Annotated in this window: 10 protein-coding genes; 2 read left to right on the forward strand and 8 right to left on the reverse strand. The window is 61.7% G+C overall.

The window, feature by feature from the left end; translation table 11 throughout:
- Window positions 1-26: 26 nt before the first annotated feature.
- A complete protein-coding gene (gene trxA / locus ACFVTM_RS00615) occupies window positions 27-353 on the forward strand; it encodes a thioredoxin (RefSeq protein ID WP_091248528.1) in 327 nt (108 codons plus the stop codon).
- A 6,797-nt stretch (window positions 354-7,150) separates the two neighbouring features.
- Here trxA and ACFVTM_RS00620 read toward each other — a convergent pair.
- From ACFVTM_RS00620 to rpmH, 8 genes are all read right to left on the reverse strand, one after another.
- Window positions 7,151-8,437 carry a ParB/RepB/Spo0J family partition protein gene (locus tag ACFVTM_RS00620; protein WP_390201389.1) on the reverse strand — a complete coding sequence of 429 codons (1,287 nt, stop codon included), beginning with the start codon at window positions 8,435-8,437 and terminating at the stop codon, window positions 7,151-7,153.
- 68 nt (window positions 8,438-8,505) lie between these two features.
- Window positions 8,506-9,573, reverse strand: a complete 1,068-nt coding sequence (locus tag ACFVTM_RS00625; protein ID WP_390201390.1) for a ParA family protein — start codon at window positions 9,571-9,573, stop codon at window positions 8,506-8,508.
- Window positions 9,574-9,660: 87 nt separating this feature from the next.
- Window positions 9,661-10,311, reverse strand: coding sequence for a 16S rRNA (guanine(527)-N(7))-methyltransferase RsmG (rsmG, locus tag ACFVTM_RS00630; RefSeq protein ID WP_390201391.1), 651 nt, complete (start codon window positions 10,309-10,311; stop codon window positions 9,661-9,663).
- A gap of 16 nt (window positions 10,312-10,327) precedes the next feature.
- Entirely contained in the window at window positions 10,328-10,930 is a 603-nt protein-coding gene (locus ACFVTM_RS00635) for a protein jag (protein WP_390201392.1), read from the reverse strand.
- Window positions 10,930-11,904: a membrane protein insertase YidC gene (yidC, locus tag ACFVTM_RS00640; protein ID WP_390201393.1), complete on the reverse strand. Its 975-nt coding sequence runs from the start codon at window positions 11,902-11,904 to the stop codon at window positions 10,930-10,932. The genes ACFVTM_RS00635 and yidC overlap by 1 nt, the downstream gene beginning before the upstream one ends.
- A gap of 16 nt (window positions 11,905-11,920) precedes the next feature.
- On the reverse strand, window positions 11,921-12,331 hold the full coding sequence (gene yidD, locus ACFVTM_RS00645) for a membrane protein insertion efficiency factor YidD (protein WP_390201394.1): 411 nt from the start codon (window positions 12,329-12,331) through the stop codon (window positions 11,921-11,923).
- Window positions 12,324-12,734 (reverse strand): ribonuclease P protein component, encoded by a 411-nt coding sequence (rnpA, locus tag ACFVTM_RS00650; protein WP_390201395.1) that lies wholly within the window; start codon window positions 12,732-12,734, stop codon window positions 12,324-12,326. Before rnpA ends, yidD begins: the two co-directional genes overlap by 8 nt.
- A 41-nt stretch (window positions 12,735-12,775) precedes the next feature.
- A complete protein-coding gene (gene rpmH / locus ACFVTM_RS00655; protein ID WP_003800212.1) occupies window positions 12,776-12,913 on the reverse strand; it encodes a 50S ribosomal protein L34 in 138 nt (45 codons plus the stop codon).
- Window positions 12,914-13,372: 459 nt separating this feature from the next.
- On the opposite strand from rpmH, the gene dnaA reads away from it, so the two are divergent.
- Window positions 13,373-14,794: a chromosomal replication initiator protein DnaA gene (gene dnaA / locus ACFVTM_RS00660; protein WP_390201396.1), complete on the forward strand. Its 1,422-nt coding sequence runs from the start codon at window positions 13,373-13,375 to the stop codon at window positions 14,792-14,794.
- Window positions 14,795-15,095: the final 301 nt, after the last annotated feature.

The raw sequence follows: 15,095 nt of genomic DNA on the forward strand, positions 1-15,095 counted from the left end.
AACCACCGAAGAGAGAGACAAGGGTTATGAGCAACGCAAAAGATGTAACTGACGCAAGCTTCAGCACTGACGTGCTGGCCTCCGACAAGCCTGTCATCGTCGATTTCTGGGCCGAATGGTGCGGCCCCTGCCGCAAGCTGGGACCGATCCTTGACGAGATTTCGGTCGAATACAGCGAAAAGGTTGATGTCGTGAAGGTGAACGTTGACGACAACCCGGCAATCGCCGCCGAATACGGCATCACCTCCATCCCGGCCGTTTACTTGTTCCAGGGCGGCGAGGTCAAGAGCACGGTGATCGGCGCCCGGCCCAAGCAATTCTTCGAAAAGGAATTCGCGGACGTCCTGTCCTAATTCCTGCTGGATTCAGTCTGGTTCTGGCTGACTGAAAGTGGCTCCCGCTTCGCGCGGGGGCCACTTTTTTGTTCTGGTCGGTTGCTGGCAGGAGCCCTCAGGGGGCGCATAGGGGCCTCATAGGGGAGTGGCCCGGTACGTGGCCTCACCGAGATCACCTCGCACTAATGTGGATCCGCCCGGCATGCCGCATCGGTTGCCTTTGTGGACGGTTTTCCGTGGGCGGCCTGTTCTTGCTGTTACGTTGGAATCTGGGCTGGGGACGACTTTGGTCTTGAATCGCAAACCGCATGCCCGGAAGGTGCCTACCCTGATTGCGTCACCTGTCGTCGCGTTTCACGTGAAACATGAAGGGCTTCCGAGTTCTCATCACCGGGGACACCGTCGATGATCGGTGTTGGTGACCGTGTTGATGCTCGGTACAGACGATCGTGCTGATATCGGGGGCGCGCTCGCGCCCCTGGCGCTGGCCGTCCGCCAAGGCGAGATCAGGCGGGGTTTAGGAAGTTTGTGATTTTTGGGCGGCGGTGGCATCTTCGCGGAATTCGGGCAGCACCTTGGCCCGCCCCCCTGAGCCGAGTAAGTGAGCCCACCCCCGCCGCGGCTACGGCTCAGGTCACCACGGTCCCCGTTTCACGTGAAACATTCAATTTTTCGGCTCGATCCAATTGAACAGATCAATACAGTTCACTGCTGTTTGTAATGCGGCTGCCGCGGAAGAGGTTACAGGTCCGTGCCGATGTGAAGCACTGCCGCCGATGTTATGCACGCCGGCCGGTTCCGCCATACGCTCCCTTCGGATGATTCCGCCATGCGCTCCGTTTGGATGCGGACGCGGTGTGTATGGGACTGAAGGGCCCGGAGACCGGGCTTTGGCTACCGAATGCGGATTGAACGTTACGACCGCGCGCCTTCGTCCCGTTCGCCCGCAAGTGACTCCCACAGTTTGGGGTTGAGGCCCACGACCCGCGCTGGACAGACCAGGCTACTCTCGGCCGTGCGGGGAAGTTGAGGGCAAATGGACTACATGACGGGAATTCAGGTCGCGTGTCCCACCAAAAATCACTGCCACTATTTCCGACGGCCGGCCCCGACATTCGGCTCAAGTCGCTGACGGCGTTTCACGTGAAACGCTCGGGCGCACGCGTGCAGGCTGGGCGAAGAATCGGGGAGCTCGGGCATTCCATGTTTCACGTGAAACACTGCGGCCGACTACTGCGAATTTCTGTGAACTGCCACACTAATTGACAGTCAACTCTTAGATAACTATCCGGTGATCTTCCATGCGCTGTTGTCCACACGATTTTGGCGGGGGCGGGAAACTCGGAACCCGTCAAATCTTCCCAATCCTCTCCTCTTCCGTGACGGACCAGGGACGACATGCGCGGAAGTGCCCTCGCGGCAACCCTCAGCAGGGAAGCACCAGAGCAGCACGAGTGAAGTCGAAGCGCGACAGCCGATCTCTCACAGGGCAATTTCCTACGCTTCAGTGACACCGATCCTCTCATTCCTGGATCGGGCACACGCTGATCCGCGTCGGAATCGCGCTCTTCCACAAAAGATCCCGTGCGGAAGGTTGGCATTGGTCCGTTTCACGTGAAACATGGCGACCGATTCGGCGCGACCAGATCGTACGCCATGGCGATGCATCCTGCCCGCGCGTCGGGGGTGTCATCGACCTCTGGCCGCTGGTGCCAGGGGTTAGCTTTGCGAGCCCGGGGAGATTTGAGGAACCTTCGGAGTCTCGTCAGGCCACCCGGGGGACCGGTCAGCGAGGACTCAGGCCCTGCGCAAACCGACAGCACCAGCCTCTTCCGCGGCATAGTCGTTGCCAGTCGGTCAGTGCAACTCCGCATCTGAGCTCAGTCCCAATAGGATCGACGTGGATGGGCCGGACCCGCCTGGTAGGACTATATGAGGCCGTCGGGTACTCCAAGGGCATCGTGCTCCGTCCAGCGCTCATGGGCGGCAAACAGCTGGCCTTCCACCATAGTTCACTAGGAACCACCCTTACTCCCCGCCGCATCACACCGTCAGGGTCCAGACACCAGCGCCCGGCGATTCCGCCGATCATGGTGCCGACGACTCCGCGACTTCAAAGCCGGACCAGACCAGTGTGTCGGCATCCGAACGACCGTCATCTAGGGAGCCACATCGCCTGCAATCGTCCCGAGCGAGGTCTGCAGCAGGTCCACCCCCGGCGTCTCGGCAAAGAACTCAGCCAAGCATGCCAGCCAGTTCAACCCCGACTCATCCACCAAGTGCGCGGCCTGAGTTCCCATCCAGTTCGTCAATCATCGGTGTGGCTCACGGTTAGTCCATCCGGGCATCACTTCCCAGAGCTGGGTCACTGGCGGCTCGATCCCCACCCCACTCGAGCTTCCTGTCGATCCACATGAGCTCATGCTCACCTTAGTCGCTAGCAGCGGAGTTGTTGAGGCGACCAGTCCCGTCTGCTGATCCTGCCTCGGTCCGGCGCTTGAAGTTCTTATGCCGAGGTCAGAGGAGACCGGGTCTCGTTTTCAGCTGCCGGGGCACGTCCATGGTTTCCTGCGAAGTGCACTCACTATGTGCTCTTCGACAATACCCCGCGGGATCAGGTCTTACCGCGGCCCTCCAATCTGCAGGGAACGTTGTCTCCCTGGAGGGGAGGTTCCCCATCCCTAAGTGTCCAACCGCGAAGCACCGCGGGCCTTGGAGGCAGCGAGGTCGGGTCCCACAGTCACCGTCTGCGCCACCGCCCCTGTCCACCGGCGTGGAAAGTGCGTGACCCAGAAAGACCCTAACCAGGCTCGCCACACGCGTCCAGACGAGGTCGGTGTCCACGTAGTCGCCGATTTCCACCGCGTTCTCCACAGAAGTTATTCACATGGTTATCCACAGGGCCTGAGAGATTATTCACACCCACTCCTGACTCGGCGGGGGATCAGTGGATCGGCAGTCGGACGCCGCTGTCTGCTCGAACGTCGGCGACGACGAAGAACGGTCCGGAGGGACCGCTAGGCGCCCGAGCGGTTTCGCTGCGGCAACAGGCCCAGTAGAGCTGGTATTTAACCCTAGGACGGCGATTTAATGCGTGCTGTCCAGTGTTTCTCACGCGGCCGCTGCGGTCGAAGACTTTGTTTCACGTGAAACATGTCACCGACATGGAAATCAAACCCTGGCCCACTCGCCTCGCCCTAGGGTCAAGTTCCAGCATGGCAGTCCGCGCGAGTCTGAACATGCCTGGGCCTGTGGGTAATCCACAAAGTTATCCACAGCGATATCCACCGCTGTTTCCACCGCTCAATCTTCCCGCTCCAGACAAAGGCGGACGCCCTGAACTATCCTTCGGCACTCACCTGAAGGCTCCGTCCAAGCACCATGGCACGTTCAAAGAGACACCGCCGAGACACCCCACGTTGGCACCGTCGACTGCAGCACACGCACCTCGTCGCACCAGAAGCCGACATGGGCGGCCGTCTGCCCGACCTGATTCGTGGAGCGGCGCGCACCGAGTTCGCGCAGCGTCCAACGGTGCCCGGCATCAGGGGAGCGAGCAGCTTGGGCCTGAACGCCGAACTCATGTGTACCCAGCTCCTGAACTCAGAAGACCGGGACTCCGCCTTTGGTGACGCAGCGGTCCGACGTAGGTTCAGGCGTCATCCGCGATCTCTCACGCTGAACTACTCCAATACGGTCTCGTCGCTGACGGGCGGGAAGTGCGACGAGACTCCAAGGAGTGGCGGCAGCGCCGTTGGCCACACTGTCGACCGGCCGCAGCGACGGCACGTTGACGTGAGGGGAGTGCCACCCCTGGCAGGGGCGCGGGGAGCCCGTAGCAGTCTGCCTGCCGGTGTCGTCGGGCGCTGGCTCGTAGTCATCTGCGAAGGCTCCCGTAGCCGAGGAGTGCCCGTTGGTGAAAAGCCTGGAATAACCACTTCACCTCTTCATCTCTTCATCTTTGCGCAGAGCCACGGTGGCTCCGTGAAGCGGATGCCCGCACTGACGGCCGGCGAGTCACCCGCCGGACCGATCCACAGCAGTTCCCCGGCGCGGCATCCATCATTGCCGGGCCGGCTCTCCCGCAGGTATGACCCACGCGACACAGTTATGAAGCCTCACGTCAGCGCCCTGCCGGATCTGCGGGGGAACGACGTGCCATGACTCCTCGAGTGTCCTACCTGCTCGGCAGCTCGGCTTCCCATGGAGGAGTCGCCCGTCGACTCGTTGTGTTCAAAGCTGCCAGCACGTAACGAGGGTGGTCCTCCCTGCCGCATCGCCTCACGGATTCTCCTGGCACGCTGATCGTACGAAGTCGCCGGCCGACATCATGGAGTGCCGTGCGCCGACGGCCAACCGACCCTTGTGTCGCGATCGGCCAACTGGACCAGGGCGCCAACTTGAGTGGGCCACGAGCTAAGGACGAGGGCGCGCTCGGCGACCCAGCTGGGGGAGTCCGGCGGCCAGCAATTCCATCCAGGCGTTCCGGTTCAGAGCATCAGGCAAGGCTCAACGCCAGAACCGTCAGGGATGAACATCTCCCGAGACCTCGTAGGCATCGCCTTGGCGTCTCCATCGAGGCTCATATCCAGCTAACCAATACCGGCGTCCCAGACCTACAGTTGGAACCACCCGAAGACTTCAGTAAGAAGATCCGAACCATCACGAAATACCACACCATTGCCGGCCTCAGGCATCTGAGGGTGGCGTGGCGGGCGGGTAGGGCCTCGGCGATGACCAGGTTGGCGAGAGCTCGGTATGGATTGAATCCTCGCTTGTTGGCACGGGGTCGAGGATTGGGATCGTTGGGTGCGCCGAGGGGCCAGAGCAGGGCACGTTGGCGAACACCCAGTGTTCTGCGCCGTTCTCGCGGCTCAGGTCCAGTTGCGACTCTAGGCAAGTGGCAGAGAGTCGTTGACGCGGGGCGCGGCTGCGGACCGGCGTTGGCCACGTTGGGGCGGCAACACGGGGCACATTGGCGAGAGCCTGTGTGTCGGGGAAGGAAGCGTGACCCTTGGGGGGAGCTGTCCCTGGTCCGCCGCACGATCAAGCACATAGCTCCACCACTCCACGGCCCCGAGACTGCCGCACTCCAAGACCCCAAGACCCCAAGACTCCAAGACTCCAAGGGCAGTGTCGGAAAACAACGGAACCCTACTCGCTCAGTCTGCTCGGGACAGTGGGGTTCACATCAATCCAATTGCAGCTCATAGGGGCATTTCCACAAGCATGCATCGGCAGCGGAGAATGCTGGAGGGCTCGGAGGGAAGACCGGCCGGTGCCCGCTCCTGTGCCCTCCAGGCAAACCGTCGTTCCCTGGCCCGCAGGATTGCACAGTATCCCCGCGATTCGCAGCGCGGTCCACAGGCCCAGTGCAGTGCAGTCCCATCCTGTCCCGTCCTGTCCCGTCCTGTTCTTTCCTGTCCTGTCCTGTGCAGTGCAGTGCTGGGCAGTGCAATCCAGTTCGCTACATTGCATTGCTTTGCTTTTGCTTTGCTCTGCCTTGTGACCACGCAAGGGCGAACGATGATGCTGTGGAAGGCACCATGAGAGCATCACTCCGCGCGCCGACTCAGCCTTCCCGAGTTGGTCACTTCTGCAGACGCCCTGCGGCAACTCCATGCATCTATCGTGGCCATTGGACTGCGCGTATCCGTGTCGGCTGGGGTGAAGAAGGACTTGTGTACGAGGGGAGGTAGCTGGAGTCCCGTATGTGCGCGATGTAGTTTGCACGCCGTCCGTCAACCCCACCCTTGTGGGGCCAAAGCTCCTATCTCAGCCAGCAAACGCATGGTTGACGACCCAAAGGATTACATCCCAAAGGCGGTGGATTTCAAGACGTGCCTCGCCCGCCGGAATTGCAGGAAATCATTCAGGTCGGTACGTACCCTCCGAGGCAGGTCGCTGACACTTGGGGGAACTTTCGGAGGCTAACTTACGGCCAGTCACGGACGGACCACCCGGTTATCCAGTCAGGAATTTCTGCGAGCGACGGATTACGTCGGCCGGCCGCCCATCTGGTCCGCGCCGTTCACTAAGGTCTGCGGGAGTGGAGATGCCCGCCCGTTTCACGTGAAACGGCGCCGATCCTTGTTTCACGTGAAACGGCACCGTCATGTTTCACGTGAAACACGGGTTCCAAGACTCCAGAACGCGCGTATCAGACGCCGGATAGGGAAGCCCGGTTACGCCGGCGAAGCCCGACCGTGCCGAAGCGGTCTCCACATATTCGTTCCAGATTCGTTCCAGACAAGCCAACTCCTTGCCTCTCCCGCCCACATCGACGCGCACAAGGACTCCGTGACACCTCGGAGCCGGCTGCGGGTACGCGCAGTGAGCGCCGGGGCCCGAAGCAAGCCCTGGCCCACCTCGTCGAAATGCTGGCGATCAGTCCGGGCGCTTCGCGGCCATTGTTAGCCACCCAGCGCGTCCGTCGACAGGGACGGTCGGCCATTCACGGGAACACGAGCACATTCAGCTTCGATTCCGAACTGCCAACAGGCCTCCACAGCATCGTGGGGGTCAGCGCGCCAACACCATAGGTTCTGCTCCGAACCCCGTAAAGAAATACAGCAAAGCGCTTGCTTCCACAATCGAGACGGGATGCCGCGCGGCGCGGCCAAGAGCAACGCAAAGGCAAAGCCAAAGCCAAAGCCAAAGAGAGAGTGCTCCAAGGAACCCGGAGGCGCCACTAGCACCACCAGCCAGCACATCAACAGCCCGGCTGCACCGGCAAGAGCGTCCGTACTCACAAAAAAAGGAGGGTCTGTTTCACGTGAAACAGACCCTCCCGAAACTACTCAATAATCGATGACCTAGCTGGGCGTCCCGGGCGTCAGGACATCCATGATGCGGTTCAGGTCCTCGACGCTCGCGAACTCAATGCTGACCCGCCCCTTGCGGGCACCGAGGGAGATCTTTACGTTGGTATCAAGGCGATCGGAGAGCGACGATGCCAGGTAGTCCAGTCGCTCGTGGCGGGCACCCGGACGCGGGATGTTGTTCTTGGCCGGAGAGGCGGGGCTCTGATACAAAGTCACGGCCTCTTCGGTCGCCCGGACCGACATGCCCTCCGACACAATCTTCTGCGCCAGCCGTTCCATGGCGGCAGCGTCGGGAAGCGCCAGCAGGGCCCGCGCGTGGCCGGCCGAGATCACGTTTGCGGCAACACGACGCTGGACCAGCGGGGGAAGCTTCAGAAGTCGGAGGGTGTTGGACACCTGGGGCCTCGAACGTCCGATCCGGTCCGCCAGCTGCTCGTGTGTGGTTCCGAAGTCTTCCAGGAGCTGCTGGTACGCGGCTGCTTCTTCGAGGGGATTCAGCTGGCTGCGGTGCAGGTTCTCCAGTAGCGCATCGCGCAGAAGGTCATCATCGGTGGTGTCACGGACAATCGCGGGGATAGTTTCCAGCCCCGCAGCCTGAACGGCCCGCCACCGGCGTTCACCCATGACGAGCTCATAGGGCTCGCCACCTTCTTCGGTTGAGGTACGGACCACAATTGGCTGGAGGACGCCGATTTCCCGTACGGAGTGAACCAGCTCCGCCATGTCGTCCTCATCGAAGACGGAGCGGGGCTGTTTGCGGTTGGGGTGGATGTCCGTGACCGGAATTTCGGCAAACCTGACACCGGGCACGTCCACGAGTTCAACGCCGTCCGTATCGCCCTGCTCGGACGCTGCGTCGGACGGCAACGGCGCGTCGGCGTCGGCCCCTGCAGATTTGGCAGCCGCCGGCGACGACTTCGGCGCAGCCGCCTTGCGTGCAGGTGCCTTCTTGGACGCAGCGGATCCGGCGCCAGCACCGGTCGCGCCAGCGGCTTCAGCCGCGGAAGCGCCCGCGGCACCGTCAGTCACGTCGCCGGCGGCAGCTTCAACGGCAGCACCAGATGAAGCGCCGGCCTTGGCGGCGGACCCGGACTCTGAAACCTCAGGGACTGGAGTGTCCTGGATCGGCTCGGCGTCGGAGGTCTTCTTGCGGGCTTCGGGAAAGAATAGATCCACAGGCCGGGATGGGGCCGCACCGTTTCCGGAGGCGTTGGCCGCGGCGGAACTTGGAATGAGTGCGCCAAGTCCACGGCCGAGGCCGCGTCGCTTATCGCTCATGGATAAATCCCTCCAGTGGAAGAGCCGGGATTCACCTAGCTCTGGTTAGTGCAATTCTTGAAAAGATTCTAACGTTCCGCGATTTCCGCTGCGGCTTCCAGATAGGACAAGGCACCGCTGGAAGAAGGATCATACGTCATGACAGTCTGCTGGTAACTCGGCGCTTCGGAAATGCGAACCGAGCGCGGCACCACGGCACCGAGCACCTGCTGCGGGAAGTGCTCCCGGACCTCAGCGGCCACCTGGGCGGCGAGGTTGGTGCGTCCGTCATACATAGTCAGGAGAATCGTGGAGACAACCAGATCGGCATTCAGGTGCTTCTGGATCATCTCAATGTTCTTCAGAAGCTGGCTAAGCCCCTCGAGGGCGTAGTACTCGCACTGGATCGGGATGAGGACTTCGCCGGCGGCGCAGAAGGCATTCACCGTCAGGAGCCCAAGGCTCGGCGGGCAGTCAATGAAGATGTAGTCCAGCCGCTCCTCGCCATTCTTGGCGCGCTCCTTGGAGTACACATCAATGGCGCGGCGGAGCCGCTGCTCCCGGGCCACCAGGCTGACGAGTTCGATTTCGGCGCCGGCAAGGTGGATGGTGGCCGGAGCACAGATCAGGTTGTCAATGTCGGGGCACGGGGCCACAACGTCCTTCAGCGGGATGTCATTTATCAGGACATCGTAAATGCTGTCGACATCGGCGTGGTGCTCGATTCCCAGGGCAGTCGAGGCGTTGCCCTGCGGATCGATGTCGATCACGAGCACGTTCAGGCCGGCAGCCGCCAAGGCAGCGGCGATGTTGACGGTCGTCGTCGTCTTGCCGACGCCGCCCTTCTGGTTGGAAACAGTGAAGATGCGAGTTTTCTCCGGCTTGGGCAGCTGCCTGCCGAGCAACCGTTCGCGGCGCTTGTTTTCGTGAGCGAGCTCCCGGGCGATCGGGCTGGAATCGTCGATGGAGTCCAGGACGTTCCCCGTGTGGGGAAGGGAGGTTTCACGTGAAACACCGGCCATCCCAGTAGCTTTTGCAACCGAAGACGTGTGATTTCCGCCGAAGTCAAAAGCCATTGAAGGAGCGGTAAACGCCCGCGCGGACCCCAGGGACATAAACGGCGGGATCCGTTGTGTGGAGGCCTCGCTACTGCTCACTATGACACGCTCACTCTCATTCGGCTTTGACTGCCGGTTACTAGCCTAACCTCTTCCCCTCAGACTCCCCGGGCACCGGGGCCGTTGCTAGGCAATCTTTTGAGGCTTGTTCACTACTATTCGGACAACGGTAGTGGGTTCCTCGAGCAAGTCTTCACCCACCACGACCACGGAGGTCTCAATGCCGCCCAGCTTGCGGATAACTTTGGCGGCCTTTTCGATTTCCCCGCCGGCGCTGCGTCCCTTGATGGCGACAACTTCGCCCTTGCCGCCCAGCAGGGGAATGGTCAGTCCTGCCAGATTGGACAGCGCGGATACCGCGCGGGCCGTCACGACGTCGGCATTCACGAGTCCCACGGCAAGTTCCGCGCGGGTGCGCATGATGGTGACGTTCTCGAGGCCGAGATCATCCACAACCTCCTGGAGCCAAATGACACGGCGTTCCAGCGGTTCGATCAGGGTCAGTTCCAGGTCCGGCCGGGCGATGGCCAGGCACAGGCCCGGAAGTCCGGCCCCGCTTCCGACGTCGGCGACATGGCTTCCGTGGGCAATCTGGCTCTCGATGACGGCGCAGTTGAGAACGTGCCGGCTCCACAGCCGCGGAACTTCGCGGGGACCGATCAGTCCCCGCTCGGTGCCGGAGGTCGCCAGGTGCTCGACGTAGCGCTTCGCCAGTTCCAGGCGGTCACCAAAGATGGACTCTGCTGCCGTGAGTTCGGGCGCGGTAATTTCAACCATCAAGCTAGTCAACGGTTCAGTCTGCGGAGACAACGATGTGCCGGTCTGCGCCTTCGCCTTCAGACTCGCTGACCAACCCCAAATCGGCGACGGCGTCGTGAACGATCTTGCGCTCGTAGGCACTCATCGGAGCCAGGGCAACAGCCTCACCGGATTCCTTGACCGCGGCGACGGCGTCTTCCGCGATCTTCTGCAGGTCGCCGGCGCGCTCCGCGCGGTAGCCGTTGATGTCCAGCACCAGCCGGGACCGGTTCTCGGTTGCGGACAGGACGGCGAGCCTCGTCAGCTCCTGGAGTGCCTCAAGGACTTCTCCGTCGCGGCCCACAAGGCCTTCCAGCCCGGCTGATTCCTCTTCGGCGACGATCGAAATGTAGGTGCGGCCGTTGCGGACCTCGATATCGATGTCGCCGTCGATGTCAGCAATGTCCAGCAGTTCTTCGAGGTAGTCCGCGGCGACGTCGCCCTCCTCTTCGAGACGGCTGGCGGTGACGCCCTTGCCGGTGCCGGCCTCCGCACCCTTCGACGAGTCCTGTGACGCGTCCTGGACTGCCTCCTGGGCGTCGTCCCGGTCGTCCTCAAACTCAGCGGAAATAGCGTGTTCGGTGCTCTCGGCGGACATTACTTCCTCTTCCTGTTCTTACGTTGCGGCTGGACGCGCTGGGTCTTGGCTTCCACGGCGGTCGCGGCGGAAGCCTCGGCTGCCTCGGCGTCGGCCTTCTTTCCACCCAAGAGGGGCAGTGCGGGCAGGCCCCTGGCTGCCCGGCGCTCGGCAAGAGCCTTGGCGGCGGGGGAACCCGGCGTAGGCATCCGGCGGATCACGAAGAACTGCTGTCCCATGGTCCAGAGGTTGGTGGTGGTCCAGTAGATCAGGACGCCGATGGGGAAGTTGATGCCACCCACACCGAACACGATCGGCAGGATGTAGAGCATCATCTTCTGCTGGCGCATGAACGGGCTGGCCAAGGCCTCTTCGGACATGTTCTTGGCCATGATCTGCTTCTGCGTGATGAACTGCGAGGCCGTCATGGCCAGGATCATCACGATGGAGAGAATCCACACCGACGTTTGGTTGCCGCCGCCGCCGTGCAGCAGCGATGCCGAAAGCGGTGCGCCGAAAATGGTGGACTCGTCGAACTGCTTGACCTGTTCCGGGCTCATGGCACCGATGCCCTGGCCGCCGGCCTTGGCCGTGCTGATGCCCGACAGCACCTGGAAGAGCGCGAAGAAGAACGGCATCTGGATCAGCATGGGCAGGCAGGCAGAGAACGGGTTGGTGCCGTGCTTCTTGTACAGCGCCATCTGTTCCTGCGCCATGGCCTGGCGGGAGAGCTGGTCGGTCTTGCCCTTGTACTTGTCCTGCATCTTCTTCAGGTCAGGCTGCAGGAGCTGCATGCCGCGCTGGGCCTTGATCTGCTTGACGAAGACGGGGATCAGTGCGGCGCGGATGACCAGCACGAGCCCGATGATGGACAGCGTCCACGTCCAGCCGTTGGCCGCCGGCATGCCGAGGGTGCTGAGTCCGTCATGGAAGCCCACCATGATGGCTGAGACCAGCCATTTGAATGGGGCCATGATTGTTCCAAAGAAGTCCATACGATATCCCTATTCGTCAGGCCGCAGAACGGCCTTCTCCATCAGGCTGAGCAGCCAGGTACTTGTCCGGATTGTTCAGCACAACAATTGTGGGGGTGCGGTCGGCCGGCCATTCCCGGTGACCGGCGGGGACATGGTCCACACCGCCGGCATTCCATGGGTGGCAGCGCAACAGGCGCCTGGCAGCCAGCCAGCTTCCTTTCACGGCACCGTGCACCGTGATCGCCTCAAGGGCATAGGCCGAGCATGAGGGAAAGAAGCGGCAGACCTGGCCGTACAAGGGTGAAATCACCTTGCGGTAAGCCATCAGCAGCAGGATGAGGATGTTGCGGGGCAGGTTCCAGACGGCAGTGGCCAGTCGGCTCAGCACCGACCCGGGCACCGCGAAGAACAGGCGGGGGACGACGGCGGCAGTTGAGTTACGCACGCGGGGTCCCTTCCTGTGTTGTCTCGTTAGAACCTGGTGATGCAGCCTGTGGAAGGCGGTTGCCCAGCCGTTTCATTGTCGTTTCCAACGCGGCGTCATAGTCGGCTAGCAACTGGTCCCAGCTGGCCGCCGCCGAGGCGGGCAGTGCCCGTACCACGATGGCGAACCCGCTGCCGTATTTCTGCAACGACAATGCACCGGCTTCTCTCAGTCTCCTCTTAACGAGGTTCCTGACAACAGCGTTCCCGACACTCTTGGAAACGATGAATCCGATCCGGCTTGGTTCATCGGCAGCGAGAGCTGCCGTATATAACACTACGTTCCGGCGTCCATTGCGGACACCGGAACGTACAGTTGTTGAAAAATCGGTTGATGTCCGCAGACGGTTCCTGGTGGCTAGCACCGTTCAACTCGCACAGGGATACGGACCGACGAGTCAGTTATTTAGGCCGACAGTTCGGTGCGGCCCTTGCCACGACGGGCTGCCAGGATGGCGCGGCCGGCACGGGTACGCATACGAAGGCGGAAGCCGTGCTTCTTGGCTCGACGGCGGTTATTCGGCTGAAAAGTCCGCTTGCTCACGTTAGTTACTCCAGTGGATCAAAGGTGCGCCCACCCGATCAAGGGGAAGAACTGGCCGACGCTAAGTTTTGTATGTGCCACAGCTCCATCTCACACGACGCGGGGCGTCGGGAGGTTCAAATGAAAGCGAAAAGCGGACACAAAGGACTTCACAACGTTAGGCCAAATCAGCCATGGGAGTCAAACCGGCAGGGGTTCGGCAACCTTTCCCCAGCTGTGGCTAACCCATCCGCCAGCCTGTGGATGAGCCCCGTCACAGGCCCCGTTTGAGAACCACAACGGTGTAATTATCCACAGGACAGAACCCAGCTATCTTCTAGCGTTTTCATCCCCTACAGTGTCTCAGTAACCCCTTATCCACGGACTGTGCATAACCCTGTGGATTGAGCCGGGCCGGCGTACAGCTCCGGACCGCGTGGATGCACGTAATGCAGGCCAGCAAGTTTGAGGAACTGATTGATGACAGTAGACGAAGCCAACCAAGCCAACACTGTCGGAAGTTCCTGGCGGCGGGTTGTGAGCCTTCTGGAGAACGACCACCGTGTCTCTCCCCGGCAGCGCGGCTTCGTCATCCTCGCCCAGGCCCAGGGCCTGATCGGTTCCACCCTCCTGGTGGCCGTCCCCAATGAGCTCACCCGCGAAGTGCTGCAGACCCAGGTCAAGGAAGCCCTCGACGACGCGCTCCGCAGCGTGTTCTCCGACGAAATCCGCTGCGCGATCGACGTCGACACCGATCTGGTGCCGCTGCACACGGAGCCTGAACCCGCCGTCGACCTCTCTCTGGCCGCCGACCCGACCGTGGAGCTGAAGCCGCAGCCGATGCTGCCGAGCACATCCCACGAATTCGGCCGGCTCAACCCGAAGTACGTCTTCGACACCTTCGTGATCGGCTCCTCCAACCGGTTCGCCCATGCGGCGGCCGTGGCTGTGGCGGAAGCGCCGGCGAAGGCCTACAACCCTCTGTTCATCTACGGCGACTCCGGACTGGGCAAAACCCACCTGCTGCACGCGATCGGCCACTATGCCCGGCGGCTCTACAGCGGGATCCGGGTCCGCTACGTCAACTCCGAGGAATTCACCAACGACTTCATCAACTCCATCCGCGACGATGAAGGAACCAGCTTCAAGACCACGTACCGCAACGTGGACGTGCTGCTGATCGATGACATCCAGTTCCTGGCCGGCAAGGACCGGACGCTGGAGGAGTTCTTCCACACGTTCAATGCTCTGCACAACAACAACAAGCAGGTGGTCATCACCTCGGACCAGCCGCCAAAGCTGCTCGCCGGCTTTGAAGACCGCATGAAATCGCGTTTCGAGTGGGGCCTGCTGACCGACATCCAGCCGCCCGAACTGGAAACCCGCATCGCGATCCTCCGGAAGAAGGCCCTCAGTGAAGGCCTCTCCGCCCCGGATGATGCCCTCGAGTACATCGCCTCGAAGATCTCCAGCAACATCCGCGAGCTTGAGGGGGCCCTCATCCGCGTCACGGCCTTCGCCAGCCTGAACCGGCAGCCGGTGGATGTGGCCCTGGCCGAGATGGTGCTCAAGGACCTCATCACCGACGACGGTGCCCAGGAGATCACGTCGGCGCAGATCCTCACGCAGACGGCGGACTACTTCAAGCTCAGCATGGAAGAACTCTGCAGCAAGTCGCGCACCCGCACGCTGGTGACGGCGCGGCAGATCGCCATGTACCTGTGCCGGGAACTCACCGACATGTCCCTGCCCAAGATCGGGCAGGAGCTGGGCGGCCGCGACCACACCACCGTGATCCACGCCGACCGCAAGATCCGCGAACTGATGGCCGAGCGCCGGGTCATCTACAACCAGGTGACCGAGCTGACCAACCGGATCAAGCAGCAGCAGCGCAATTCCTGAGCCGTCGCTCGGCGCACTCTTACCTTATTAACAGGGCCCTGTGGACAACCCTGTGGATAGTTAAGGGGACAACCGCGGTTAATGGGCTTAAAACCCTTAAGGCGCCTGTGGATCGCCGAATCGGCCAAAAATCTTGTCCCCATCCACACCCTGTTTAAAACCTGCTCCGCCCACAATCCATGAACAGGGCTTAACCGCGGATTCGCGAGGCCGGAGCGAGTTATCCACAGTTTCCACAGCAGTTATTAACACTACTAATCCCAAGAAAATGAAATTCCCTCAAACAACAATCTCGTTCCCA

Source organism: Arthrobacter sp. NPDC058130 (assembly GCF_042884475.1).
Classification (GTDB): domain Bacteria; phylum Actinomycetota; class Actinomycetes; order Actinomycetales; family Micrococcaceae; genus Arthrobacter.